23 protein-coding genes are annotated in these 24,448 nt (G+C 72.9%); 11 read left to right on the top strand and 12 right to left on the bottom strand.

What is annotated here, in order from left to right; all coding sequences use genetic code 11:
* Positions 1-13: 13 nt before the first annotated feature.
* Positions 14-775 carry a helix-turn-helix transcriptional regulator gene (locus RLT58_RS22980; RefSeq protein ID WP_311312255.1) on the top strand — a complete coding sequence of 254 codons (762 nt, stop codon included), beginning with the start codon at positions 14-16 and terminating at the stop codon, positions 773-775.
* A 148-nt stretch (positions 776-923) separates the two neighbouring features.
* Here RLT58_RS22980 and RLT58_RS22975 read toward each other — a convergent pair whose 3' ends face one another.
* Complete coding sequence (locus RLT58_RS22975; protein WP_311312254.1) at positions 924-1,304, bottom strand: winged helix-turn-helix transcriptional regulator; 381 nt, start codon at positions 1,302-1,304, stop codon at positions 924-926.
* Between the two features lie 112 nt (positions 1,305-1,416).
* Between RLT58_RS22975 and RLT58_RS22970 the strand changes: the two genes are divergently transcribed.
* Positions 1,417-2,358 (top strand): alcohol dehydrogenase catalytic domain-containing protein, encoded by a 942-nt coding sequence (locus RLT58_RS22970; protein ID WP_311312253.1) that lies wholly within the window; start codon positions 1,417-1,419, stop codon positions 2,356-2,358.
* A gap of 11 nt (positions 2,359-2,369) precedes the next feature.
* Here the strand turns inward: RLT58_RS22970 and haaN are convergent, their stop codons facing one another.
* Positions 2,370-2,867: a cyclophane-containing RiPP N-acetyltransferase HaaN gene (gene haaN, locus RLT58_RS22965; protein WP_311312252.1), complete on the bottom strand. Its 498-nt coding sequence runs from the start codon at positions 2,865-2,867 to the stop codon at positions 2,370-2,372.
* A gap of 120 nt (positions 2,868-2,987) precedes the next feature.
* Between haaN and RLT58_RS22960 the strand changes: the two genes are divergently transcribed.
* The gene (locus tag RLT58_RS22960) at positions 2,988-3,692 is read left to right on the top strand and encodes a hypothetical protein (protein ID WP_311312251.1); all 705 of its coding nucleotides are present in this window, start codon (positions 2,988-2,990) and stop codon (positions 3,690-3,692) included.
* Positions 3,693-3,705: 13 nt separating this feature from the next.
* Here RLT58_RS22960 and RLT58_RS22955 read toward each other — a convergent pair whose 3' ends face one another.
* Complete coding sequence (locus RLT58_RS22955) at positions 3,706-4,275, bottom strand: SMI1/KNR4 family protein (protein WP_311312250.1); 570 nt, start codon at positions 4,273-4,275, stop codon at positions 3,706-3,708.
* 276 nt (positions 4,276-4,551) lie between these two features.
* On the opposite strand from RLT58_RS22955, the gene RLT58_RS22950 reads away from it, so the two are divergent.
* Together RLT58_RS22950 and RLT58_RS22945 are read left to right on the top strand one after the other, a co-directional pair.
* Positions 4,552-6,201, top strand: coding sequence for a cellulase family glycosylhydrolase (locus tag RLT58_RS22950; protein WP_311312249.1), 1,650 nt, complete (start codon positions 4,552-4,554; stop codon positions 6,199-6,201).
* A gap of 150 nt (positions 6,202-6,351) precedes the next feature.
* Complete coding sequence (locus RLT58_RS22945; RefSeq protein ID WP_311312248.1) at positions 6,352-7,179, top strand: alpha/beta fold hydrolase; 828 nt, start codon at positions 6,352-6,354, stop codon at positions 7,177-7,179.
* Positions 7,180-7,228: 49 nt separating this feature from the next.
* Here the strand turns inward: RLT58_RS22945 and RLT58_RS22940 are convergent, their stop codons facing one another.
* From RLT58_RS22940 to RLT58_RS22925, 4 genes are all read right to left on the bottom strand, one after another.
* Positions 7,229-7,849 (bottom strand): dihydrofolate reductase family protein, encoded by a 621-nt coding sequence (locus RLT58_RS22940; RefSeq protein ID WP_311312247.1) that lies wholly within the window; start codon positions 7,847-7,849, stop codon positions 7,229-7,231.
* 82 nt (positions 7,850-7,931) lie between these two features.
* The gene (locus RLT58_RS22935) at positions 7,932-10,523 is read right to left on the bottom strand and encodes a scabin-related ADP-ribosyltransferase (protein WP_311312246.1); all 2,592 of its coding nucleotides are present in this window, start codon (positions 10,521-10,523) and stop codon (positions 7,932-7,934) included.
* 206 nt (positions 10,524-10,729) lie between these two features.
* Positions 10,730-11,155: a hypothetical protein gene (locus RLT58_RS22930; RefSeq protein WP_311312245.1), complete on the bottom strand. Its 426-nt coding sequence runs from the start codon at positions 11,153-11,155 to the stop codon at positions 10,730-10,732.
* A 141-nt stretch (positions 11,156-11,296) separates the two neighbouring features.
* Positions 11,297-12,232 (bottom strand): LysR family transcriptional regulator, encoded by a 936-nt coding sequence (locus RLT58_RS22925; RefSeq protein ID WP_311312244.1) that lies wholly within the window; start codon positions 12,230-12,232, stop codon positions 11,297-11,299.
* A 142-nt stretch (positions 12,233-12,374) separates the two neighbouring features.
* Between RLT58_RS22925 and RLT58_RS22920 the strand changes: the two genes are divergently transcribed.
* On the top strand, positions 12,375-13,655 hold the full coding sequence (locus RLT58_RS22920) for an MFS transporter (RefSeq protein WP_311312243.1): 1,281 nt from the start codon (positions 12,375-12,377) through the stop codon (positions 13,653-13,655).
* Positions 13,656-13,664: 9 nt separating this feature from the next.
* Here RLT58_RS22920 and RLT58_RS22915 read toward each other — a convergent pair whose 3' ends face one another.
* A complete protein-coding gene (locus RLT58_RS22915; protein ID WP_311314612.1) occupies positions 13,665-14,267 on the bottom strand; it encodes a TetR family transcriptional regulator in 603 nt (200 codons plus the stop codon).
* 185 nt (positions 14,268-14,452) lie between these two features.
* Here RLT58_RS22915 and RLT58_RS22910 point away from each other — a divergent pair, with 185 nt between their 5' ends.
* The 3 genes from RLT58_RS22910 (at position 14,453) to RLT58_RS22900 (ending at position 18,069) form a co-directional block, all read left to right on the top strand.
* Positions 14,453-15,388 carry an oxidoreductase gene (locus RLT58_RS22910; protein WP_311312242.1) on the top strand — a complete coding sequence of 312 codons (936 nt, stop codon included), beginning with the start codon at positions 14,453-14,455 and terminating at the stop codon, positions 15,386-15,388.
* 118 nt (positions 15,389-15,506) lie between these two features.
* Positions 15,507-17,423, top strand: a complete 1,917-nt coding sequence (locus RLT58_RS22905; RefSeq protein ID WP_311312241.1) for a serine/threonine-protein kinase — start codon at positions 15,507-15,509, stop codon at positions 17,421-17,423.
* A 94-nt stretch (positions 17,424-17,517) separates the two neighbouring features.
* Positions 17,518-18,069 (top strand): NADPH-dependent FMN reductase, encoded by a 552-nt coding sequence (locus RLT58_RS22900; RefSeq protein WP_311312240.1) that lies wholly within the window; start codon positions 17,518-17,520, stop codon positions 18,067-18,069.
* A 57-nt stretch (positions 18,070-18,126) separates the two neighbouring features.
* Here RLT58_RS22900 and RLT58_RS22895 read toward each other — a convergent pair whose 3' ends face one another.
* The gene (locus tag RLT58_RS22895; protein ID WP_311312239.1) at positions 18,127-18,705 is read right to left on the bottom strand and encodes a TetR/AcrR family transcriptional regulator; all 579 of its coding nucleotides are present in this window, start codon (positions 18,703-18,705) and stop codon (positions 18,127-18,129) included.
* Entirely contained in the window at positions 18,702-20,213 is a 1,512-nt protein-coding gene (locus tag RLT58_RS22890; RefSeq protein WP_311312238.1) for an MFS transporter, read from the bottom strand. The genes RLT58_RS22895 and RLT58_RS22890 overlap by 4 nt, the downstream gene beginning before the upstream one ends.
* A gap of 187 nt (positions 20,214-20,400) precedes the next feature.
* Between RLT58_RS22890 and RLT58_RS22885 the strand changes: the two genes are divergently transcribed.
* Positions 20,401-20,703, top strand: a complete 303-nt coding sequence (locus RLT58_RS22885) for a hypothetical protein (protein WP_311312237.1) — start codon at positions 20,401-20,403, stop codon at positions 20,701-20,703.
* 231 nt (positions 20,704-20,934) lie between these two features.
* Here RLT58_RS22885 and RLT58_RS22880 read toward each other — a convergent pair whose 3' ends face one another.
* Positions 20,935-22,305 carry a DUF445 domain-containing protein gene (locus RLT58_RS22880; protein WP_311312236.1) on the bottom strand — a complete coding sequence of 457 codons (1,371 nt, stop codon included), beginning with the start codon at positions 22,303-22,305 and terminating at the stop codon, positions 20,935-20,937.
* 158 nt (positions 22,306-22,463) lie between these two features.
* Here RLT58_RS22880 and RLT58_RS22875 point away from each other — a divergent pair, with 158 nt between their 5' ends.
* Positions 22,464-23,708, top strand: coding sequence for an SGNH/GDSL hydrolase family protein (locus RLT58_RS22875; RefSeq protein ID WP_311312235.1), 1,245 nt, complete (start codon positions 22,464-22,466; stop codon positions 23,706-23,708).
* Between the two features lie 38 nt (positions 23,709-23,746).
* Here RLT58_RS22875 and RLT58_RS22870 read toward each other — a convergent pair whose 3' ends face one another.
* Positions 23,747-24,415: a DUF1707 SHOCT-like domain-containing protein gene (locus RLT58_RS22870; RefSeq protein WP_311314611.1), complete on the bottom strand. Its 669-nt coding sequence runs from the start codon at positions 24,413-24,415 to the stop codon at positions 23,747-23,749.
* Positions 24,416-24,448: the final 33 nt, after the last annotated feature.

The following is a 24,448-nucleotide window of genomic DNA, read 5'->3' as shown; positions in this document are numbered from 1 at the left end:
TAGCGTCGACGCCATGAAGCGTACGGCCCGGCTCTACGCACTCGTCGAGGAGTTGCGCGCGGCCGCGCCGCGCCCGCTGACGGTCGCGGCGCTCGCCGCACGGTTCGAGATCAGTACGCGCACGGTGCAGCGCGACCTGCAGATGCTGATGGAGGCCGGGGTCCCCGTGCGCACAGCGCCCGGGCGGGGCGGGGGCTGGTGCATCGACCCGCAGATGACCATGCCCCCGATCCGGTTCGCCGCCGACGAGGCGGCCGCGCTCGCCGCAGCCGGCAGCTCGACCCCGTTCGCCGACGCGGCCCGTACGGCAGCCCAGAAGATCACGGCCTCAATGACCGGACCCGCTTCGACGGCGGCGCAGGCACTCGCCGCACGCATCGTCGCCCTGCCGTCCCGGGCCGACTCCACGATCCGGGCCGCGGTCGAATACGCCCTCAGCACCCGCACGGTGCTTCGGCTGTCGTACGTCGATGCCGCAGGACGGACAAGCGAACGCGCGGTGGAACCGGCCGGACTCCTCACCGCCGACGGCCACTGGTACCTCATCGCCTGGTGCCGCACCCGGCGAGCCGGCCGGGGCTTCCGGCTGGACCGGATCACGACGGCAGCCGTGAGCGACGAGCCTGCGCAACCCCGTGACCTGGCCGAACTGCTCCACGGCTCGGCCGGAGCCGGTGCCGTACCGGCCATGGCGCCCGCCCCGCCCCCGCACGAACGAGGGGCCCCGTCGGCCGGCCCGGCCCAGGAGCGCGAACCCGGTCTTCGGCGCTGCTGACACCTCCGCGGAACGCCGCAGGCGCCCTCATGCAGCCCGAGGGATCCGGTGACGGCCACCCCGACCGGCATGCCGTACGCCATCACCTCGGTGAACCCACGAAGCTGCGCAGGCCCGGCCGCACCGGCCCGGGGTGAGCTGTGCCGGCTCACCCCACCCCGTCGTACGCCCCCCGCGCCGCCAGTACCTCGTCCATGTTGTCTTCCGCCCATGCCTTGATCGTTCGCATCACCGGGATCAGGGTCTCGCCCAGTGGGGTCAGGGTGTAGTCCACGCGGACCGGGACCGATGGGGTGACGGTGCGGGTGAGGAGGCCGTCGCGTTCGAGGGTGCGGAGGGTTTGGGTGAGCATCTTCTGGCTGACGCTCACCAGGGTGCGGGCGAGGTCGCTGTAGCGCTGGGGGCCGTCGGACAGGGCGTTGATGATCAGGCTGACCCACTTGTTGCTGATCCGGTCCAGCAGGTGCCGGGCCGGGCACTCCGCGAGGTACGCGTCGTAGGCGGCGCGGGCCTCGGATGACGTCGTCATGGCTCACCTTCCCGTGCGGTAGGCACCCTGAAGTGCCTACTTCCTTATGGAGAGTAGCTCTCCATAAGGTCGTCGACGTCGAGTGAGCCGAGCAGGAGTCGAGGAGCAGAGCATGCGTGCGGTTGTCGTGCGGGCGGTGGGTGGGCCGGAAGTGCTTGAGGTGGTGGAGGTGCCGGTGCCCGTCCCCGGGGTCGGGCAGGTGCGCATCCGGGTCGAGGCCGCCGCCGTGAATCCGGTCGACGCGGCGACCCGGTCCGGGGGCCTGGTCGAAGCCGGGCTGATGGCCCCCAGGGACGTCATCGGGATCGGGTGGGACGTCGCCGGGGTGGTCGATGAAGTGGGGTCCGGGGTCTCCGCGTTCGTGGCCGGGGAGCGGGTGATCGGGGTGCGGGACCGGCTTGACCTGCCGCTCGGGACGTACGCCGAGTACGTCGTCCTCGATGTCGGTGCCGTCGCCGTCGCCCCCGCCGGGCCGTCCCCCGTCGAGGCCGCCACGCTCCCCCTCAATGGGCTCACCGCTCTCCAGGCCCTGGACCTGCTCGGTACGGGGCCGGGCGGGACCCTGCTCGTGACCGGCGCCGCCGGCGCGGTGGGCGGCTTCGCGGTGGAGTTGGCCGTTCTGCGCGGGCTGCGGGTCGTGGCGTGTGCGGCGGACGCGGACGAGGCGTACGTCCGCGGTGCCGGAGCCCGGTGGTTCGTGCCGCGGTCGGCCGGTCCCGGTCTCGCCGAGGCCGTACGGGATCTGGTCCCCGGCGGCGTGGACGCGGCCCTGGACGCCGCCGCGGTGGGGCTGGCGGCGCTCGGGGCCGTACGCAGTCGCGGCGCGTTCGTCTCCGTCGTCGGGGGCGCCGCACCCGTACCTCTTCGCGGGATCACCGTGCGAGAGCAGTGGATCGCCGCCGACGCGCATGCCCTCGCCGGGCTCTCCTCGCTGGCCGGCACCGGCGCGCTCACCCCGCGCGTCGCCGGCACCCTGCCCCTCCACGAGGCAGGCCGGGCGCACCGTCTGCTGGCCGAGGGCGGTCTGCGCGGGCGGCTGGTCCTCGTCCCCTGACGAGGTAGTGCCTACTCCGGCCGTGTGGCCGGGGAGGACGGGGTGATGCGGTAGATGATCTTCCCCTCGTACTCGGCGAAGCCCAGGGACTTGTAGAAGCGGCGCGCGGAGGGGTTCGTGCTGTCCGTCATCCATTCCATGCGGCTGCATCCGGGGCGGGCGGCGGCGATGGCGCGGAGCTCCGCCATCAGCCTTGCGCCGACGCCCTGTTGGCGCAGTGGCTCCCTCACATAGAGCTCCTTCAGGAAGAGGGAGTGCGTGGCGTTCGTCGCCGGCCAGAGGAACGAGTACGCGGCCAGGCCGGCGATGTCGCCGTCCTCCGTCTCGGCCACGAGCGCGTGGGCCAGGGGCGGCGCGCCGAAGAGCGCCTGCTCCGTCTGGGCGCGGCGCACGGCGACCCGCTCGATGTCGGTCGCGCCGTAGAACCTCTCGATCTCCTCGATGAGGCCAGCCACGGCGGGGACGTCCTCCCTGACGGCCGGGCGGATGGTGACAGCGGTGGCGGTCATCGAGGTCTCCGGTCGTCTCGCGGTAGTTGCCCACAACTACCGCAATATTGGGCCCTGTTGCTACCCAACCCCGCACGCTGCATGGTGAGACCACTGGTGCACAGAGGCGCGGGAGGGCGAGTGGAAGAGCCACAGTGGGAGCAGAGACGGATCTCGACGAGCGGCAAGACCTTGCGGTGGCCCAGGGCGCTACTCGTCTTCGCCTTGGTCAATTTGTCCTGGGAGGTCGTCAAGTCGAACCTGAATTCCGGCGTCCGCGACGACTGGCCGTGGCGCCTTTCGGTACTCGACGCCTCGACCTGCGCAGCCGTGGTCGCCCTGCTGGCCGGCATCATCCTGACCCGCACCCAGCTCTCGCAGACCATGCAGCCCACCCTGAGCTGGTCCGCGCGCAAGGGACGCAGCAACGAGATCGGCGACTCGTTGCGCACGGTCTTCCTCATCAACGCGGGGGGCGGCAGATCCGTGGTCCAGTCGGTCGCCTACCGGATACAGGCGTCCCCCGCGTGTCCGGATAACCCCGCCCTCCCGGCCGGATGGGTTTCCTGGCGCACCACCATCGACGCCCTGACCTCGCTGGGGCTCGACCGGGACCAGGACTACTTCCTGCTGCATCTGGGCCGCGGCGCAGCTGTACCGATGACCAACACCGGCAGAGAGGGGATGGAGCTGCTGGCTCTCGGCCCCCGGGCCCACGAACGCCTCTCCGTGCTGGATGTCAGGGTCCAGGTGACCGATCTTCTGGGGGACGTCTACGAGAGGGATCTGCAGTGCCTCCGTCCGGTGATCACGAGTGATCACCGGCGGTCCGCGCCGACCCGCTGACCCCCGCCGGCCCTCACCCCGCCTCCACGTACTCCCCGTCCACCACCACGCAGTCCTCCAACTCCTCCAGCCGGAGGAGCAGATAGTCGGCGAAGTCCTCTGCCGTCGGGCCGCTCGGGCCCACCTCGTGGTCCATGTCGATGATCTGGCCGACGCGTCCGCCGGTTCCCGGCGACAGGTCCAGTACGGCTCCGTTCCCTCCGCCGTCCGCGTCCAGCGAGACCCAGCCGGTGTTCCACCAGCCCGGCCGGAGCGCGGAGGCGCTCTCGTCGGCCGCGTTGAAGTCCGTCACGTCGTCGAACGAGCCGTCCTCCAGCAGGTCCCGCCAGACCTTGGTCTCCTCGGCCATCCCCGTGCACGACAGCAGACTGCCCGCCGGCCAGCCGCCGTCCGTGGAGCCGTTGTGCCGCAGGAGCGAGGCCCTGACGGCCTCGGGCAGGGAGACGCCGAGTTCCGCCTCGACCGCGGCTATGTCATCGGAGGTCGCCGGGGGCAGCAGGAAGTGGGAGGCGTCGCGCTCCGCGTACCACTTCTCGATCCGCGACCACACCGACGCGACTGCTTCGTGGGCCTGTTCGGACATGGATCCTCCTGATGTGCGGGGTGAAGGCCGGGGGTAAGGGACCGGGGCGGGTGCCGCCGGTGTCCGGCGTGACCCGGTGACGCATCATCCCCCGCACTCGCCGGCCTGCGGCTGCCGGGGTGCGGAGTCCTGCCGCGTGCCCGAGCCTGTCCGATGTCTTGACGTGCCCCTGACTGGATGGCTTCATGGGAGCGCCGGACATGGGAGCGCTCCCACACATCGTCCGAGCGATCCGCCCTGTCCTGATTCCCGACCCGCCCATCCTCTGGAGCCGCAGTGAGAACAGCGATCGGCACAACGAGAAGGGCGGCGAGCGTCGTCCTCACCGTCCTCTCCACCCTCCTCCCCTTACTCGCCCTCGGCGCCCTCGCCCCGGCGCAGGCCGCCCCCGCCACCACCGGTCTCCACATCAGTGACGGCCGGCTGGTCGAGGGCAACGGCAGCGACTTCGTCATGCGCGGCATCAATCACGCCCACACCTGGTACCCCGGCGAGACCCAGTCGCTGGACGACATCAAGGCGACCGGCGCCAACACCGTCCGCGTCGTCCTCTCCGACGGCTACCGCTGGAGCAGGAACAGCCCCGAGGACGTGGCCGCCGTCATCGCCCGGTGCAAGGCCGACCGGCTCATCTGCGTACTCGAGGTGCACGACACCACCGGATACGGCGAGGACTCCGCGGCCGGGACGCTCGATCACGCCGCCGACTACTGGATCAGCCTCAAGGACGTCCTCGCCGGCCAGGAGGACTACGTCGTCATCAACATCGGCAACGAGCCCTGGGGCAACACCGATCCGGCCGGCTGGACCGCGCCCACGACCGCCGCGGTCAAGAAACTGCGGGACGCCGGGTTCGCGCACACGATCATGGTGGACGCGCCCAACTGGGGCCAGGACTGGCAGGGCGTCATGCGGGACAACGCGCAGGCCGTCTACGACGCCGACTCCACCGGCAACCTCGTCTTCTCGATCCACATGTACAGCGTGTACAACACCGCCGACAAGGTCACCGACTATCTGGACGCCTTCGTGGACGCCGGACTGCCCCTGGTCATCGGCGAGTTCGGCGGGCCCGCCGACCAGTACGGCGATCCGGACGAGGACACCGTGATGGCCGAGGCCGAGCGGCTCGGACTCGGCTACATCGCCTGGTCCTGGAGCGGCAACACCGACCCGGTCCTCGACCTCGCGATCGGCTTCGACCCCGCCCGCCTCAGCTCCTGGGGCGAGCGCATCGTCCACGGCGCCGACGGCATCGCCCAGACCTCCCGCGAGGCCACCGTCTACGGCGGCACCTCGCAGGACACCGAGGCCCCGACCGCCCCCGGCGCCCCGACGTCCTCCGCCGTGACGGACACCTCCGTCACCCTCGGCTGGACCGCCTCCTCGGACAACGTCGGCGTCACCGGCTACGACGTCGTGCACGTCAGCGGCGGTACGGAGACCACCGTCGCGGCCTCCGCGACCAACAGCGTCGTCGTCACCGGCCTCACCGCCGGCACCGCCTACACCTTCGCCGTCTACGCCCGCGACGCCGCCGGCAACCGGTCCGCGCGCTCCGCCGCAGCCGGCGTCACCACGGACGAGGGCGGCGGCACACCGGGCCCCGGCTGCTCCGTCGGATACAAGGTCGTCGGCACGTGGTCGGGCGGCTTCCAGGGCGAGATCACCATCCGCAACACCGGCACCACCGCCCTCGACGGCTGGACGCTGGGCTTCGCCTTCGCCGACGGCCAGACCGTCACCAACATGTGGGGCGGCGTCCCCACCCAGACCGGCGGCTCGGTGAGCGTCGCCCCCGCGTCGTACACCTCGGCCATCCCCGCGAACGGCTCGGTGACCGTCGGCTTCACCGGCTCGCAGAGCGGTACGAACGCCGCACCCACCGCGTTCACCCTCAGCGGCGCCACCTGCGCCGTCGGCTGAGAGGGGACCGTACCTCCGTGGCTCCGACACCACGGAGGTACGCCGACCGGGCCCGCGCTCTCCGGAGCCCGCCAAACCCTTGGCCCGGAGGACCCCGCGCACGGCATGCTCCTGGCGGCCCGACGCCGAACCCAGCACCTGGAGAGCCGTATGACCTGGTCCGAACGCGTAGTGGTGCGAGACGGGGTGCGGCTCGTCTGCCGGGACTGGGGCGGGGCGGGGCAGCCCGTCCTGCTGCTGCACGGTCTGGCCGGGCATGCCGGGGAGTGGGACGTGCCGGCCCGGCTCCTCGGCCACGCCGCCCCCGGCTCCGGGCCAGGACGGCGGGTCATCGCCGTCGACCAGCGCGGGCACGGCTCCGCCGAGCGGACTCCCGAGGACGTCTCCCGTGCCGCGTACGTGGCCGACGCCCTCGCCGTCGTCGATCAACTGGGCCTGGAGCGGCCCGTCCTCGTCGGCCAGTCCCTCGGCGGCCACACCGCGCTGCCGGCCGCCGCCGCCCGCCCCGAGGGCTTCCGCGCGGCCGTGCTCGTCGAGGCGGGGCCGGGGCGCGCCGACACCGGCACGCCGGACGGGATCGGGAAGTGGATCGACGGATGGCCGGTCCCGTTCCCCTCCCGCGAGGCCGCCGCGGAGTTCTTCGGCGGCGGGCCGCTCGGCGAAGGGTGGGCGGCGGGGCTCGAGGAGCGGGACGGGGGCTGGTGGCCGCGTTTCGACCGCGAGGTGATGGTCGGCGCGATCTCCGAGAACGCCCGGCGGTCGTTCTGGGACGAGTGGGACGCGGTCCGTTGCCCGGTGCTCCTCGTCCTGGGGCAGTCCGGTTTCCTCCCGCCGGAGGAGCCCGTCGAGATGCTGCGCCGCAACCCCGCCGCCACGGCCGTCAGCGTCCCCGGGACCGGACACGATCTGCATCTGGAACGGCCCGGGGTGCTGCACGGTCTGATCACCGGGTTCCTCGACGGGATCGAGGACGGCTGAGAACAGGACGGCTGAGAACGGGGCGGCTGAGAACGGGTCTCCGCTCCCGTCAGTCGGTCACGGTCACGGTCGTGTGCGCCGTGGCGCACTCGTACGTCAGGAACATCACTCCGCTGTCGAGCACCGTGTGATCCGTGAGGGTCCACGCCAGCGGGTCGAACTCGGCCTTCCCCGAGAAGAGGGGGATGCCCGCGCCGATCGTCAGCGGGCTGAGCTTCACGATCAGCATGTCGATCTCGCGGTACAGGGAGTGCGCGAGTTCGGCGCCGCCGACCAGCCAGATGTCCTTGCCGTCCTCCTGCTTCAGCTCCCGCACCTTGGCGACCGGGTCGGTCGCGACGATCTCCACGGCGGGGTCGGGGCTCTCGCCCAGGGTGCGGGAGAACACGATGTGCCGCAGATGCGGGTAGGCGTCCGTGATGCCGGCGGCGAGGCCGATCCCGTACGATCTCCGGCCCTCGACGACCGTGTCGAAGTGCGTGCCCTCCGCCGTGACGGAGAGCGCGGCCCGGGCCGGGCCCGGAAGGGTTTCGGGGTACGCGGCGATGATGTGCCCGACGTAGTCCTCGGGGAGGGGCCAGAAGCCGCCCGGCCCGGAGGGGTCGGCTCCGTCCGGGCCGGCTATGAAGCCGTCGAGGGTGGAGGCGATGTAGTACACGAGCTTGCGCACGAAGGGCCTTTCATCCGTCCCGTACACCTCCGCCGTCGCCGCGAAGGCTTGATGATCCCGGCTTCACCGTACCGGCGCCCGGCTAGTCGATGTCCATGAACTCCGGGGCGTCCGGGTCCGTCATGTCGAGATCGGGGTCCCGGGCGCCGGGCGTGTCCGGGACGTCCGCCATCTCCAGGTCCTCGGACGAGAACGGGTCGTCGCCCTCGGTCACACCCGGACCCGGATCGTAGTTCGGGTTCGCCACGTAACCGTGGTCCGTCCAGGCTCCCTTGATGTACTTCGGATCGACCCCACCGGGAAACGCGACCTCTTCCTGATCGGGGTACGGGGAGTGGCTGCCGTAGGTCGCGTTGACATCGATCCCGCCCGTGGGCGTCCGGATGTCGTAGACGTACTTGGCACCCCAACTGAAGGCCAGGGGAGCCGAGGTGGAGGTCGAGACGTAGATGGCGGGAGTGTTGCTCAGTACGTAGTTGTCCAGATCCGCGTTCTGGGTGTTCTTCGGCTGGAAGCCCTCGTTGAAGATGACCGAGGGATCGCGGTTGTCCGAGCGGAACAGCGGCTCGTTCGACGTGCGGTAGACCGCGTAGTCCGGGATGCCTTCCCAGTTGACGTTGGGGTTGGCCGCGATGTCCCGGGGGTCCGTGCTCTGCGGCGGGTATCCGCATTCGCCGTCCGCGTCCGGCATCTCCGTGTCCGAGTCCGGGTCGTCCCCGTCCTCCATCTCGACGTCGGAGTCCGATACGCCTTGGTCCCCCATCTCGGCGTCGAGCGCGTCCCGCGCGGCGTCGGAAGCCGCCTGGTACGTGTCGTAGCCCGGCAGGGAGAGCCCTGCCATGGCATCGATCAGCGCGGCCATTCCCGCTTCGTCGGCGCCTCGCCCGTCGGAGCCCGGTGCGGCCAGGGAGGCGCGGCTGCCGGCGGTCGCACGACGCGTCGGGGTGGCTACCGATACGCCCGTGGACGTGTACGTGTACGTCCGTGTGGACGTGGGCGTGGTGGAGAAGGACGCCGATGTGGCCATGGACGCGGAGTGGGTCTGCCCGATCGGGCCCTTGCTGCTGTCGCAGGGGTCGTCCTTCTTGTCGTCGTCCTTCTTGTCGTCGTCCTTGTCGTCGTCGTGCTTCTTGTCGTCGTCGTTTCCTCCGGTTGAGCTGCCGCCGCTGCTACTGCTGCCGCCGCTGCTGCTGCCACCGGTGGAACCTCCGCCCGAGCTTCCGCCGCTGACGAGCCCGCCGATGAGCCCACCGATGAGGCCGCCACTGCTACCACCCGAGGAGCTACTGCCGCCGGAAGAACTGCTGCCGCTGCTCCCGCCGGAAGAGCCGCTGCCACCCGTGGAGCTGCTCCCGCCCGTGGCGCTGCTCCCGCCCGAGCTGCCAGTCACCCCGCCGGAAGAGCCGCCGCCACTGCTGCCACCCGAGGAGCTGCTGCCACCCGAACTGCTCCCGCCCGAGGAGCTGCTGCCGCTGCTCCCGCCCGTGGAACTGCTCCCACCGGAGGAACCGCCCGCGCCGCCCGCGACCGCGGAGTTGTCGTCGTCATCGTCCTCTCCGCCGGTGGAGCTGCTGCCCCCGTTGGACCCGGTGCCGCCCGAGGACGTACCGGTCGTGGACGTGCCGCCGCTGCTGCTGGAGCCGGACGCACCGGTGGAACCGCCGGCCACCGCCGCGTTGTGGTCGTCGTCGTCATCGTCGTCCCCGCCCGAGGACGTGGACGTACCTCCGGTGGCGGAACTTCCGCCGCTGTCGCCGGTTCCACCACTGGCACCGCCCGAGGAATCGGTGCCACCACTCGTACCGGTCGTGCTGTCGCCGCCCGAAGCGGTGCCGCCCGACGAGCCTCCCCCTGTTACGACACTCCCGCCGTCCGAGGAACCACCCGACCCGCTTGCAGAACCCGACCCGCCCGCAGAACCCGACCCGCCCGCAAAGCCCGAAGCCGAACCACTGCCACTGCCACTGCCACCGTCACTGCCGCTGCCGCTGCCGCCGCCGCTGCCGCCGTCACCGCCGCCGCTGTCGCCGTACGGGTCGCCCCCCGGGGCGTCCTGGCCCGTGACGGCCGTGCCGCAGGAATCGCCCACCACGCTGCACACCGCGGTGCGGAAGCCCTCGGCGACGCGGGGGGCCACACCGCCCACGGAGATCGCGATGATGATCGCGGCCACCAGACCGACGAGGCCCACGTACTCGATTGCCGACTGGCCCCGGTCCCTGCGCCATCTGATCAGGTGCGCGAGCGACGGGAGCGTCCGTAATGCGGGAGGCCGGCCGGTCGACAAGCGGGGCCCGGGCAGCCTGGATTGATGTGGGAGGTCGAACCAGGCGCGGCTGTTCCTGCCTGCGAGCAGCCCCAAGAGCACTGCGGGGATGATCATTTGGCTGAGACCCCGCTCCGAGCCGCTGTACAGGTTGACCAGAGCACCGAGCAGGAGCGCCGAAGGCAGGACGATCAGTCCGGCCTTCACCAACTTGCCGCCACGGCGGATGAGTTGGGCGAGCACCAGACCCAGGATGCCGGGCACGACGGCGTACAGGGACAGCAGGAAGAGCCCGGGAGTGAGCGGGGCCCGGTCGCTCATGGAGACGAGGAGGCCGATGCCGCCCGTCAGGGTGAGCACGAACATCAGGTGCAGCAGCACCCTGACGGCCCCCAGTGAGCGGGGCATCTCCTGGCGCCCTCGCGGCTCATAGGCACCTCGTGCGACCGTCACGCCGCCTGGATCGGACACAAGGGCCACCCCTGCCGGTTAGGTTCCAGCGTTCAACGCTGACATCACGTCACCGCTCTCCCCCGAACGCTCGAAGCCTATGAGCGGACCGCACCGGCGCCCCAGGGCCCACGGACCCAGAAGCCGGGCCCAAAGGACCTGGCTCAGAGCGAGCGGGCCCACCGCTCGTGGGCCTCGTGCTGCGCCTCCACACTGGTCACCGCCGTCGGCGGGGCATCGTCGAAGAGGTCCACCATCGCGTCGAGCCCGGCCGGCTTCCCCGGACGCAGCAGATAGGCGCGGCTGCTTCCGGAGCTGCGCAGCATGCCGCTCTGGGAGACGTCCGGGCGTGCCGCGTTCACCGCCAGCAGCCAGCCGTCGCGCTCCAGTTCACGGCGTACGGAATCCAGCGCGGCGACGAGGTCGTGCCCGCGCCTCTCGCAGCTGCCCCAGGGGCCGTCCGCCCTGACCCGGTACGGCTCCGGCTGCTCGCTCTCGTCGAGGGCCCAGGTGAGCGCGGTGTTCGCGTGCTCCTTGTCGCGGACCGCCGTCACGTCGTCGCGGTGTCCGAGCACGGACGCGTCAGTCATCGGTCGCCTCCTTCGCCGGCCGGTGGCCGACCGAGTGGTGCGGGTGCGGTGACACCCACTCTGGCACGGACGACCACTCTGGCACGCGGATGCGCCGGGCGGCCGGGCGGCCGGGCCCAGGGCATCGGACCGCCGGGCCCGTCAGCGCGGGAGGACCCAGTCCGGCACCCAGGTCCCGGCGGTGTCCCGGCCGGCCGTCACGGTCGCGAGGTGGGTGCGCAGAGCGGCCAGCGCGGGGTGGGGGTTGTCCCGGTGCCAGAGGAGCGAGTGCGGGTAGACGGGCGTCGGGGCGGTCACCGGGATGCGGCGCAGGCCGTGACCGGCGGGCCAGATGAGGCGGGTGTGCTCGCCCATGAAGGTGGCCAGGGCCGGGGTGTCGGCGATGGTGTCGAGGAGCGCGTCGGAGCCGAAGTTGGGGCCGGTCACCTCGATGGTGAGGCCGAACCCGGCGACGAGGTCGTCGTAGTAGGCGCCCCACTCGGTGCCGGGGGCGATGCCGGGCATCCAGATCCGGTGGCCGGTGAGCTGGGCGAGGGTCACCGAGCGGGCGCCCGCCAGGGCGTGGGCGGGGCCGGTGAGGAGCTGGAGCGGTTCGTCGAGCACCCGGACGGAGTCGATGTCCTCGGGCAGGGGCCGGCCGGGCACGGCGACGGCACGGAAGGACGCGTCGATCGCTCCGGAGCGCAGGGCGCCGACGGCCGTCTCGATGTCGAACAGCATGACCACGTCGAGCTCGGTCTCGGGGTGGGCGCGGTGGAAGCCGCGCATCAGGTTCGCCTGCGCGGTGCGCGAGGCGATCACGTCGACGCGCAGCGGGCGGTGGCCGGGGCGCACGGACGCGCCCGCCCGCTCGGCGACGTGCAGCAGCTCGCGGGCGTGGGGCAGGAACGCCTGCCCGTCGATGGTGAGCTCGGCGCCGCGCGGGGCGCGGGTGAACAACCGCACGCCGAGGGTGCGCTCCAGCAGGGCGATGCGCTTGGACACGGCCTGCTGGGTGAGGGAGAGGTCGGCGCCGGCCTTCCGGAACTGGCCCGTTTCCGCGACGGCGACGAAGGTGCGTACCGCTTCGAGATCCACGGCGGTCCACCCTAGGCCGGTCCACCTCGGTGGACAACAGCTGGTTGTGGGCTGCGGGGCGCGCAGTTGTTTGACCTGCTGTTGTGCCGCTCGCTTAGCTCTCACCGGTCAACGTCGGATTGTTCGGGTGGGAGCGCTGCGCATGGTGGGCAGGAGGCGGCTGGGGAGGCGGTTCGGCTGGCTGTGGGCGGCGTACGCGGTCAGCGCGTACGGCTCCGGGCTGGGCTTCGGGGCACTGCCGCTGATCGCCGTACTGGTGCTGCACGCGGGCCCCGCCGAGGTGTCCGCGCTGTCCGCCGTGGGGCCGGCGGTGGGTGCGCTGATCGCGGTGCCGCTCGCGCCGTGGGTGGAGTTCCGGCGCAAGCGCTCGGTCATGATCATGATGGACCTGGTCCGGTTCGCGGCCATGGCGACGATCCCGGTCGCCTACGCCTTCGGGGGGCTCGGCTTCGTCCAGCTGCTCGCGATCTCGGCGGTGGTCGCCTCGGCGAAGATCGCGTTCGGCGCGGCCGGCGGCGCCTACCTCAAGTCCCTCGTCCGGCCGGACGACCTGCTCGTCGCCAATGCGCGGTTCGAGTCGACGAACTGGAGCTCCATCGCGGTGGGGCCCCCGCTCGGCGGGGCGGCGATCGGCCTGTTCGGGCCGGTCACCACGGTGGTGGCCGACGCCCTCGGCTACCTGCTCTCCGCTCTGAGCCTCACCGCGATCCGGGACCGGGAGGAAGCGCCGCGCAGGCCACCGGGGAAGCCGGCGACGCATCCGGCCGGTACGGGCCCGGTGCGGGCGGGCGCCCTGCTCGACGGCTGGCGGCACATCCTGGGCCACCCCGTGCTGCGGCCCCTCTACCTCAACCAGATGCTCGTCGCCGGTCTCATCATGGCCACGGAACCGCTGCTGGCCGTACTCCTGCTGCGCCGGCTCGGATTCCCGCCCTGGCAGTACGGGCTCGCCTTCGCCGCCCCCTGCGTCGGCGGCCTCATCGGGTCGCGGCTGGCCCGCCGGGTGGTGGCCCGCTTCGGCCGCCGGCGGGTCTTCCGGACCGTCGGCACCCTGCGCGCCGTCTGGCTGATCGGCCTGGCCTTCGTCCGCCCCGGCGTCGTCGGCCTCGTCACCGTGATGGCCGTCGAACTGGCGATCATCATCAGCATGAGCCTGTACAGCCCGGTGCTCGCCACCTACCGGCTCGAACAGACCCCCGCGCATCTGGTCGCCCGCACCCTGACGGCCTGGTCGACCGGCCAGCAGGCGTCCATCGCCGTCCTGACCGCGCTCGGCGGGCTGCTGGCCGACGCCACCGGCCCCCGCACCGCCCTCGCGGTCGCGGGACTGCTCATCCTGGCCACCCCGCTCCTGCTGCCCCGAGCGGACCGGACGCCCCGGCCCGGTCCGGAACCGGCCCTCGACGGCCCCCGTCCCGCCTGACCGCCGCCGTCAGGAGGGCCCGCGCCGCCCGCCCGCCGCGTCCAGGGCCGGGGCGATCACCTCGAAGGCGCGGTCGATCAGGTCGGCCGGGGACTCGGCACCGTCGCCCTCGGTCCAGCGGTGCAGTACGGCGTCGAAGGCGTTCAGCGCCATGCCCGCGGCCATCCTCGGGTAGAGGTCGGCCTCCGCGTCGGTTCCGAGCCGCCGGGCCAGCTCCTGCGCCAGGTCGTCCCGCCACCGCGCCTGGCGCTCCAGGAAGCGGGCCAGCAGGGCGGGGGTCCGCAGGATGAGCCGGACGACGCGCAGCGCCCGGTCCCCGTGGTCCTCGCACTCACCGAGCGGGACCCAGACCGCGCGCAGCAGGGCGACGGAGGGCGGCTCGTCGGCGGGGCGGGCGGCCAGTTCGGCGCGGATGCCCGTGCCCATGCCGGCCAGGAACTGGACGACCACGTCTTCCTTGGACGCGAAGTAGCGGAAGAACGTGCGCTTGGACACGCCTGCGGCCTTCACGATCTCGTCGATCGTGACCGCGTCGAACCCCTTCAGCGCCAGCAACTGCAGGGCCGCCTCGGTCAGTTCGTCGGATACGAGCTGACGCTTGCGCTGGGCCAGGGTCGTCGCGGGGCCGGCCGGCGCGGGGTCCGCCGACCCCGGACCACCCGCTCCGGGGCGGGTGCTCGCGTCGGGACGGCTGCTCACTTCGGGAAGGTCGCTCACCCCGCCCACGGTACTCCATGCCTTCCATGGCATTCAGTGCCATCTTGACACTTGGTGTCACTGAAGGCAGCCTATGCCGCATGACACAGCAGCAACGCTGGACCTCCGAGCAGATCCCGGACCAGACCGGACGCGTCTTCGTCGTCACCGGTGCCAACAGCGGTCTCGGCCTGGCCACCACGCGGGCGCTCGCCCGCCGGGGCGGGCGCGTGATCCTCGCCGTGCGCGACGAGGAAAAGGGCCGCCGCGCGGCGGCCGGGATCACCGCCGCACAGCCGGACGCGCTCCTCGACGTGCGCCGCCTCGACCTGGCCGACCTCGACTCCGTACGGGCGTTCGCCGAGCGGCTGCGGGCCGAGCTGCCCCGGCTGGACGTGCTCGTCAACAACGCCGGTGTGATGGCGCCGCCCCGGTCGCTGAGCCCGCAGGGCCACGAGACGCAGTTCGCCGCCAACCACCTCGGCCACTTCGCGCTCACCGGGCAGCTGCTCGGCCTCCTGGGCGCGGGCCGCGACCCCCGTGTCGTCACGGTGAGTTCGGCCAATCACCGCAAGGCGAGCATCTTCTTCGACGACATCACCGGCGAGCACCGGTACTCCCCGATGGGGTTCTACAACCAGTCCAAGCTCGCCAACGCCGTCTTCGGCCACGAGCTCCACCGCCGGCTGGCCGAAGCCGGCAGCCCGGTGCGCAGCGTCCTCGCCCACCCTGGCTACACCGCCACCAACCTCCAGACCGACGGCCCCGTCGCCCTGGTGAAGGTGCTGTTCGGCCGTGTACTGACCCCGCTCGCCCAGACCCCGGACCAAGGCGCCCTGCCCCAGCTCTACGCGGCGACCGACCCGAGCGCGGAAAGCGGCGAGTTCTTCGGGCCGGACGGCATGGGCGAGCTGCGCGGCGCGCCGACCCGGGTGGCGCTGTCCGCCGGGGCGACGGACGCCGGGACCGGCCGGCGGCTGTGGGAACTGTCGGAACGGGCCACGGGGGTGCGGTTCGCGTTCCCCACCCCGGTCTGACCGGCCCCCGGCCCCGGCAACGGGGCGGTGTCCGCCTGCTCCCGGGGGAACGCCGCGGCCCCGGATGTGGATAGGGTGCCGTTTCGACAACAGCGCTCTTCGGGGGAGACACGAATTCATGAGCGGTCAGCAGCCAAAGCGGGGCAGCGCCTCCCAGGTCTTCCAGCCTCTGGCCGGTGACGACCCGTCCACCATCGCCGGATACCGGCTCGCCGCCAAGCTCGGCGCGGGCGGCATGGGCAAGGTGTACCTGTCCTACACGCCCGGCGGGCGGCCCGTCGCCATCAAGGTGATCCGGCCCGAGTTCGGCGAGGACGCCGAGTTCCGGCGGCGGTTCGCGCAGGAGGTGCAGTCCGCCCAGCGCGTGCAGGGGCTGTTCACCGCGCCGGTCATCGACGCGGACACCGACGGCGCGCAGCCGTGGCTGGCGACCGCGTACGTCCCCGGCCCCTCGCTCGCCGACGCGGTCGTCGCGCACGGCGCGCTGCCGGTCGACGCCGTGCTGCTGCTGATCGCCGGCATGGCGGAGGCGCTGCACGTCATCCACGGGGCGGGCATCGTGCACCGCGACCTCAAGCCGTCCAATGTGCTGCTCGCCGCCGACGGACCGCGGGTCATCGACTTCGGCATCGCGTACGCGGCCGACGCGACCTCCCTCACCGGCAGCGGGGTCACCATCGGCACGCCGTCGTTCATGGCCCCGGAGCAGGCGGCGGGGCGGCGAGTCACCCCGGCGACCGACATCTTCGCGCTGGGCCAGGTCGCGGCGTTCGCCTCCACCGGGGCGCCGGCCTTCGGCGAGGGCACCTCGCACGGTGTGCTGTACCGGATCGTCCACGAGGACCCGGACCTCAGCGGGGTCCCGGAACGGCTGATGGAGCTGGTCAGCCGCTGCCTGGCCAAGGACCCGGCGGACCGGCCGTCCGTCGCGGAGGTCATCACGCTCTGCCAGACCGCCAACGCGGAGACGGTGCTGCGCCGCCCCGAGGACTGGCTGCCGACCCCGGTCGCCGCCGACATCACCGTACGCGCGGCTGCCCCGGCGCCCGTCCAGACGCCGCCGCCCCCGTCGTCGGCCCCGACCGCGGGCCCGTCCGCGGCCTACTCGCCCACGGCCCCGGCGGCCCCGAGCACCCCGCCGCCGGGATACGGTCCGCCGGTCGCCCCGCCGCCGGGACAGGCGCCGCAGACCCCGCCCCCGACCCCGTACCCCGCGCAGGCGCACGCCCAGGCCGCGTACCCCACGCAGCCGGCCCAGACCTCGCAGAGCGCACCGCAGTACCCGACCGGCCCCCAGGCGCAGGCCCAGGCCCCGACCCAGTTCCCGGGCGGCTACGGGTATCCGGCGCAGGCCCAGACGTACACCGGCCAGAGCGGGCCCCAGACGGTCGTCCCGTCGCCGCCGGCGCCTGAGCCCCCGAAGCGCCGGGGCGGGAAGGTGGCCGCCATCGCCGTCGCCGCCGCGCTGATCTTCGGTGTCGCGGGCGTCGGCACGGCGTACTTCCTGCTCAAGGACGACGGGAAGAAGACGCAGAGCAACGAGTCGGCCAAGGAGAAGAGCAACACCCCGGCCGGCAAGGCGAGTCCGTCGCCCGGCGCGGACGACGAGGGCGGCACCGGGACCGATCCGAAGCCGCCGGTCGACGCCGACCCGGAGCCCGCCGACTACACGGGCATCAACCTCACCGCGGGCTACCACCTGACGTTCGCGGACGAGGACCTGCACCCGCAGGACGGCGAGGACAACAACTACGAACTCTCCTACGACACCGGCGGCTACCTCGACGCGGAGAGCGAGGGCGGCCGCCTCGTCCTGCTCGACCCGGGCCAGACGGGCTCGCTGGACGTCTGCCGCTCGGAGACCCGGTTCACGACCAACATCTACGTGGACAAGCTCTCCAAGGGGCGCCAGATCTGCATCACCACGGGCACGGGGCACCTGGCGCTGCTGACGTACCAGGGCCACTCCCCCGAGGACTCGCCCAGCGACTACATGACGATCGACGTGACCGTCTGGCGCAACGCGGTCGGCTAGCCGCGCGGTTGCGGTGCGGCGACGGCCGGGGGCGGACGCTCCCGGCCGTCCCCGTACCGGGAATGCCGGGCGGACCCGGGGGAGTTGCCCGGACATGTCGACTCCACGCGTGATCCTTCTGCTGTCCGGCAGCCTGCGGGCCGGCTCCTCCAACGAGACGGTGCTCCGCACCGCGCGGGCCGTGGCACCCGAGGGCGTACGGACCGTGCTGCACGAGGGGCCGGCCGCGCTCCCGCACTTCAATCCCGACGACGACGCGGAGCCGCTGCCGGAGCCGGTGGCCGCGCTGCGGGCGGCGATCGACGCGGCCGACGCGCTGCTGGTCTGTACGCCGGAGTACGCCGGGACGCTGCCGGGGTCGTTCAAGAACCTGCTGGACTGGACCATCGGCGGCACCGAGATCTGCGACAAGCCCACCGCCTGGGTGAGCACGGCCGCACCCGGCCGGGGCCGGGGCGCGGAGGCGACACTGCGGACCGTGCTCGGCTACACGGGCGCCACGGTGATCGAAGAGGCCTGCGCCCGGATTCCGGTGGACCGGCAGAGCGTCGGGGCGGACGGGGTCATCACGGAGACCGGCGCGCGCGAACGGATCGCGGAGGTGCTCACGGTGCTGGCGTCGTCCCCGGGGGACGGCGGGCAGTAGTCCTCGGGGCGGCCCCGCGTCCGGGAGGTGACGCGGCCGGCTCCCCGAAGCCGCCGGTCAGCCCGTGATCAGACGCTGCAGCGCCGGTGCGTACAGGTCCGCGATGCGGTCCGGGGTGGCGAGGGCGCCGGCGCCCTCGCGATGGAGGCTGAGGGTGGCGCCGAGGCCGAGGAGGTGGCCGGCCAGGAGTTCGGCGCGCAGGGCGCGGTCGGGGCCGGTGAGGCGGGCGGTCAGGGCGTCGGTGACCTGTTCGTGGAAGCGGTCGCGCAGCAGGGAGCGTTCGTCCTGGTTGCCGAGGAAGAAGACGACGCGCAGGAGCGGGTCGGACTGGGACGCGCGGCGGCGGGTCACCAGCGTGACGACCAGGTGGCGGCCCAGTGTCTCCAGCGGCGCGTCGAGGAGTTCGGCGGCGGCGGGGCCGAAGTCGGCCACGGTGTTGAAGAGTTCCTCCTTGCGGCCGAAGTGCTTGACCACCAGGGAGGGGCTCACCCCGGCGTCGGCGGCGATCCGGCGGATCGTCACCTCCGCGTACGGGCGCTGGGTGAAGGCCCGCCGGGCCGCGCGCAGGATCGCCTCCCGGCCGGTGCCCGCCTCGGCGGGGACGGGGGCCGTCACGGTGGCCTGGCCGCCGGTCATGCGCCCTCCTGGATTCCTGCCGTCCGCGCACCGCCCTCGCGGGTGCCCGGCGCCTTGCGGCTCCCCTCGACCGTACCCGCCCCGGCCGTCCTGTGGCCCGGCAGGAGCAGCGTGACGGCGAGCGCGGCGAGGGCCGCGCCGGCCGCGATGACGAAGACCAGCTGGTACGCGTGGAGGGTGGGCGCGGTCCTGCCGCCGGCCCGGAAGGTGATGTTGGCCAGCACGGCGGCGACCGTGGCGCTGCAGAAGGCCTGCCCGATCGAGCGCATCAGGGTGTTCAGGCCGTTGGCCGCTCCGGTCTCGCTGACGGGGACGCCGCGCATCACCAGGGCGGGCAGGGCCGAGTACGCGATGGCCGTGCCGGAGGCGACGACCGTGGCGCCCGCGATGATCAGCCAGAGGCTGTGGCTGGTGAAGTAGCGCACCCCGTAGCCCACGGCGATCACCCCGGCGGCCAGGGCCAGGCTGACCTTGGGGCCGTGCTTGGCGGATATCCGGGCGGAGACGGGCGAGAGCGCGACCATCGCCACGCCGCCCGGCAGCAGGCACAGTCCGCTGACGACGAGCGAGGCGCCGAGCCCGTAGCCCGTGGCCTTCGGTTCCTGCACCATCTGGGCGGTGACCAGCGAGTTCGCGTAGAACGCGAAGCCGATCAGCAGGGCCGCGACATTGGTGAGCAGGACGGCCGGTCGGGCGGAGACCCGCAGGTCGACCATGGGGCTCGTGACGCGGAGCTCGTACGCGCCCCACAGCAGCGCCACCACCACGGCCGCCACCAGCAGGCCGACCGTCCGGACCGATCCCCAGCCCCAGTCCGCGCCCTGGGTGACCGCGAGCAGCAGGCAGACCAGGGCGGCGGAGAGGCCGAGCGCACCGAGCGCGTCGAAGCGGCCCCGGGTGCGCAGCGGCGACTCCGGCACGCAGGCCAGCACCAGCACGATGTCGATCAGTCCGATGACGCCGGAGACCCAGAACATCGTGTGCCAGTCGAAGTTCTCCACGACGAGCGCGGCGACCGGCAGGCCGACGGCCGCACCGATCCCGAGGGTGGAGCTCATCAGCGCGACGGCGGACAGCACGCGCTCGGGCGGCAGCTCGTCGCGCAGGATGCTGATGCCCAGGGGTACGACGGCGAGCGCCGCGCCCTGGAGCGCCCGGCCGGTGATCAGCACTCCGATGTGGGAGCTGACCGCGCACAGCACCGAGCCCACCACCAGGACCGCGAGCGAGCCCACGAGCACCCGCCGCTTGCCGTACATGTCGCCGACCCGGCCGAGGACCGGGGTGAAGACCGCGCCGGTGAGCAGCGTGACGGTGACCAGCCAGCTGGCGGCGGCGGGGGTGGCGCCGGTCAGCTCGGGGATGTGCGGCAGCAGCGGGACGACGATCGTCTGCATGACCGCGACGACGACACCGCAGAAGGCCAGCACGCCGACGGCGAAGCGCGGGTGCGGGGCCCTGACTCCGGGGGTCCCGGGGGCGGCGGGGACGGGTATGTCCGCGGGCACGGTTCTCCGTACGGTGCTCGGCGCCGGGAGGCGGCGGGGACGATCAGGGGGTGCACATGTGTTCACCTCCAGGGTAGACGCCTGTGCACCCCCTCGGCGACGAGATGCCGGAAGACCGCGTTAGCCTCGGTCCCGGCCGCCTGTACGGGCGGCGGCGAGGATCTACGAGAAGGCTGAGGTGGCCGCGATGGCGAAGATTCCGGCAGCGGCGGTGGCGGCGGGCGGGCTGGTCGGCGGGTACGCCGTCGCCCGGTGGACCGGGAAGCGGCCGCTCGGCGGGGTCGCCCTCGCGGCGGCGGGCGGGGTCGCGGCCTACGAGTGGAACCGGCAGGCCGGGCCGCGCGCGGCCACCGCGCTGACCACCGCCTATGTGGCCGCCTTCGCGGGCTCGCACCCGCTGGCGAAGAAGCTGGGCGCCTGGCCGGCGGTCTTCACCGCGGCGGGCACCGTCGCCGCCGCGTCCTGGGCGGTCACCCGCCGCGGCGCCTGAGCCGGAGGATTCGCACTCCGCGCGCGGTGCCGGAGGATGCCCTCGCGTGCGGTGCCGGGATTTCCCTCCCGCGCGGTGCCGGAGGACCCCACCCCGCGCGGTGCCGGACATTTTTCTCCGCGCGGTGAACGCGGGCCGGTCCCGGTGCGTACTCATGGGCACTCCCCCGCGTAACCCGGGTGCGTGTCCGGCTCGACAGGACGGGCACGCACCCGGCACCGGGGCGGGCGCTCAGCCCCCCAGCGCCCGCGAGACCGTGTAGATCAGCAGGCCCGCCAGCGCGCCCACCACCGTGCCGTTGATGCGGATGAACTGCAGGTCACGGCCGATGTGCGCCTCGATCTTCTTCGACGTCTGGTCCGCGTCCCAGCCGGCCACCGTGTCGCTGATCAGCGAGGTGATCTCCGCGCGGTACGTCGTCACGACGTACACCGCCGCGTCCTCCAGCCAGCCCTCCAGCTTCGCCTGCAGACGGCCGTCCGTCGCCAGCCGGGCGCCCAGCGACATCAGCGAGGCACGCGCCCGCAGCCGCAGCTCGCTCTGCTCATCCTCCGCCGCCGCGATCACCATCGTGCGCACCGACGACCAGGCGGACGCGATGACGTCCTGGACCTCGCCGCGCCCCAGCACCTCCGACTTCAGCCGCTCCACCCGGGCCCGGGTCTCCGAGTCCGTCTGGAGGTCGGCCGCGAAGTCCGTCAGGAATGTGTCGATCGAGCCGCGCGCCGGGTGCCCCGGCATGTCGCGCATCTCCGTGACGAAGCGCAGCAGCTCCTTGTAGACCCGCTCGCCCACCCGCTTGTCGACGAACCGGGGCGTCCAGCCCGGTGCCCCGCCCTGCACCGCGTCCATCACCGAGTCGCCGTGCTGCACCAGCCAGTCGTGGGCCCGGACGCAGATCAGGTCCACCACCTTGCGGTGGCCGCCGTCCGCGACGACCTTCTCCAGCATCTTGCCGAGACCGGGGCCGACCTCCGCCGCGTTCGCCCGCCGGGTGATCGCCTCACCCACCACGGCCTGCACGTCCGAGTCGCGGAGCACGGTCAGCGCACCGCGCAGCGCCGTCGACAGTTCGGCCGTCACCCGGTCCGCGTGGGCCGGCTCCGCGAGCCACGCGCCGAGCCGCCCGCCGATGCCCAGCGAGTGGATCCGGTCCCGTACGACATCGCCCGACAGAAAGTTCTCGCCGACGAAGGAACCGAGAGAGGCCCCGAGCTGGTCCTTCTTGGTGGGAATGATGGCGGTGTGCGGAATCGGCAGACCGAGCGGACGCTTGAAGAGGGCCGTGACGGCGAACCAGTCGGCCAGCGCACCCACCATGCCCGCCTCGGCGGCCGCTGCGACGAAGCCCGGCCAGCCGCCCACCCCCTCGTTCTTCGCCCAGGTGGCGAGGACGTACACGAGCGCGACCAGCAGAAGGAGGCCGGTGGCCGTGGTCTTCATCCGGCGTACGCCACGCCGCTTCTCCTCGTCCGCCGCGGTGTACGCGAACGAGGCGAGGCCCGCCGGCCGCTCACGCGTACCGGCGCCGTCCGTCCGCCCCGCGGGCCCCGGGGGCAGTGCGCCCCGCTCGGTCCGTCCGGACTCTTCGATCCGTTCCATCCGCTCCACCCGTCCGCGTACGCAACGCCACCGGCGCCCCGTACGCATTGTCCTTACCTGACCTACTCCCGGGCCGCATGCCGAGTTCCCCGCGCCCTGCCGCATCATGGGGAGCGGCCCCACGAGCGGCCCACCGAAGACGAGGAGACACACCGTCCATGCCCAGGCGCCAGGGTTACACCCTGCTCATAACCCTTGTGGCGGGGACCGCCGCGCTCGCCGCCGTCGTGGCGTTCGCCGGCTCCCTGCTGTTCTCCGGGTCCCGGGCGAAGGCCGCCGCCACCACGAGCCCCCAGGGCGCGGTCCGGACACCCGCCGCCCCGGCGCACTCCACCGGCCTCTGGGCGGCCACCTGGGCGGCCGCGCCCGTCGGCGGGGTTGCGGACCCGGCCCAGGCGCGGGACCAGACCCGGCGCATCATCCGTAACGTCGTGCACACCAGCATCGGCGGGGACGCGGCGCGCGTCACGCTGTCCAATCTCTTCGGTACGAGCCCGCTGCTCATCGACCAGGTCACCGTGAACACCCGCCCGGTCACGTTCCGGGGCACACCCTCGGTCACCGTGCCCGCCGGCCGGCAGATCGTCAGCGACGCCGTGGTCGTCCCGGTCGAGGCCGACGCCGACCTCGTCGTCACCCTGCGCACCCCGACCGCCCGGGGCCCGGTCACCGTGCACCCCAACAGCCATCAGACCTCCTACGTCGAGGACGGGCAGGGCACCTGGAGCGACCACCACTGGCGCTACCTCACCGCCGTGGACGTACGGGGCAAGAACCCCACCGGCACCCTCGTCGCGCTCGGCGACTCGCTCACCGCGGGCACCGGCACCACCACCGACGCGAACACCCGCTGGCCCGACGTCCTCGCCGACCGGCTGCGCGGCCGCTACGCGGTGGTCAACGAGGGCATCGGCGGCAACCGGCTGCTGCGCGACGGCATCGGCCCGCGCGCCCTCGACCGCTTCGACCGCGATGTGCTGGGCGTCGCCGGGGTGAAGACCGTCGTCATCGCCCTCGGCATCAACGACGTGCAGGCGTTCCCCCACGAGACCGACCCGCTCCGGATCACCGAGGCCCTGCGCGGCCTCACCGAGCGCGCGCACGCCCGGGGCCTGCGGGTCATCGGCGCGACCCTGATGCCGTTCCGGGGCACCCGCACCTGGACCGCCGCCCAGAACGACGTGCGCGAGCGGGTCAACGCGGAGATCCGGGGAGGCGGCGTGTTCGACGAGGTCCTCGACTTCGACCGGGCGCTCCGCGACCCGCTCCACCCCGACCGGCTCCGGGCGGAGTACGACTCCGGCGACCATCTGCACCTCAACGACGCCGGTTACCGGGTGCTCGGATCGCTCGTGGACGTCAGCACGCTGCTCAGCCCGCGCCCCTCGTCCGACGCGCTCTGACCGCCCGGCGCCCCCTCGCCTCGGGGGCGCCCCGGCCGCTACCTGCCGCCGCCGTCGCCCTTCTCCAGCCGGCCCCGCTCGCGCTGGGCCTCGCGCAGCCGCTGCTTCTCCGCCTTGCTCCGCTTGTGCTCCACCCCGACGCCGCCCATCAGCGCGAAACCGGTGACCCGCACCCGGGGAGCGTCCGGGGCGGGGACCGCCTCGTCCTTGGCGTTCTCCCCGAACCCGCCCATGATGCCGATGCCCCGGACCTCCACATGCAGGTCCGGCGGGACCGTCACCTGCATGCCGCCCATGATCGCGAAGCAGCGGATGACGACCTCGCGGTCCTCGAAGTTCGCCTCACGCAGATCGATCTCACCGCCGCCCCACATCGCGAACGCGGTGAACACCCGGCCGACCGTCCAGTTCCCCCGGCGGCGGAACCCGCCCCAGAACGCGAAGGCGCCCGACGAGGTCGCCGGCTTGCCGATCCGGTCCGACCAGCGGGCCAGTGAGCCCGTCCGGGGCCGGCCGCCGGCCACCGGCGCCACCACCCCGCCGGGGTCCGGCAGATCACGGACGAGCGGCTCCAGCTCACCGTGCGTACGGGCCCGGTACGCGCTGTCGAGCCGCTGCTCGAACTCCGTCATCTCCAGGCGGCCCTCCGCCACCGCCTCGCGCAGGATCTCGGCAATACGCTCACGCTCGGCGTCGGAGGCCCGCATGTCCGGGAGTTCACTTGTCATACCGGCAGCCTA

It is taken from the genome of Streptomyces sp. ITFR-16 (genome assembly GCF_031844705.1).
Taxonomy (GTDB): domain Bacteria; phylum Actinomycetota; class Actinomycetes; order Streptomycetales; family Streptomycetaceae; genus Streptomyces.
Note: the sequence above shows the minus strand (reverse complement) of the source record. Positions and strands in the feature narration are given on the sequence as shown.

Bases quoted from the DNA above. Each gene is read 5' to 3' on its own strand.
- RLT58_RS22980 (WP_311312255.1), top strand. From the start codon at position 14: ATGAAGCGTACGGCCCGGCTCTACGCACTCGTCGAGGAGTTGCGCGCG.
- RLT58_RS22975 (WP_311312254.1), bottom strand. From the start codon at position 1,304: ATGACGACGTCATCCGAGGCCCGCGCCGCCTACGACGCGTACCTCGCG.
- RLT58_RS22970 (WP_311312253.1), top strand. From the start codon at position 1,417: ATGCGTGCGGTTGTCGTGCGGGCGGTGGGTGGGCCGGAAGTGCTTGAG.
- haaN (WP_311312252.1), bottom strand. From the start codon at position 2,867: ATGACCGCCACCGCTGTCACCATCCGCCCGGCCGTCAGGGAGGACGTC.
- RLT58_RS22955 (WP_311312250.1), bottom strand. From the start codon at position 4,275: ATGTCCGAACAGGCCCACGAAGCAGTCGCGTCGGTGTGGTCGCGGATC.
- RLT58_RS22945 (WP_311312248.1), top strand. From the start codon at position 6,352: ATGACCTGGTCCGAACGCGTAGTGGTGCGAGACGGGGTGCGGCTCGTC.
- RLT58_RS22935 (WP_311312246.1), bottom strand. From the start codon at position 10,523: ATGCCCCGCTCACTGGGGGCCGTCAGGGTGCTGCTGCACCTGATGTTC.
- RLT58_RS22930 (WP_311312245.1), bottom strand. From the start codon at position 11,155: ATGACTGACGCGTCCGTGCTCGGACACCGCGACGACGTGACGGCGGTC.
- RLT58_RS22920 (WP_311312243.1), top strand. From the start codon at position 12,375: ATGGTGGGCAGGAGGCGGCTGGGGAGGCGGTTCGGCTGGCTGTGGGCG.
- RLT58_RS22910 (WP_311312242.1), top strand. From the start codon at position 14,453: ATGACACAGCAGCAACGCTGGACCTCCGAGCAGATCCCGGACCAGACC.
- RLT58_RS22905 (WP_311312241.1), top strand. From the start codon at position 15,507: ATGAGCGGTCAGCAGCCAAAGCGGGGCAGCGCCTCCCAGGTCTTCCAG.
- RLT58_RS22900 (WP_311312240.1), top strand. From the start codon at position 17,518: ATGTCGACTCCACGCGTGATCCTTCTGCTGTCCGGCAGCCTGCGGGCC.
- RLT58_RS22895 (WP_311312239.1), bottom strand. From the start codon at position 18,705: ATGACCGGCGGCCAGGCCACCGTGACGGCCCCCGTCCCCGCCGAGGCG.
- RLT58_RS22885 (WP_311312237.1), top strand. From the start codon at position 20,401: ATGGCGAAGATTCCGGCAGCGGCGGTGGCGGCGGGCGGGCTGGTCGGC.
- RLT58_RS22880 (WP_311312236.1), bottom strand. From the start codon at position 22,305: ATGGAACGGATCGAAGAGTCCGGACGGACCGAGCGGGGCGCACTGCCC.
- RLT58_RS22875 (WP_311312235.1), top strand. From the start codon at position 22,464: ATGCCCAGGCGCCAGGGTTACACCCTGCTCATAACCCTTGTGGCGGGG.
- RLT58_RS22870 (WP_311314611.1), bottom strand. From the start codon at position 24,415: ATGCGGGCCTCCGACGCCGAGCGTGAGCGTATTGCCGAGATCCTGCGC.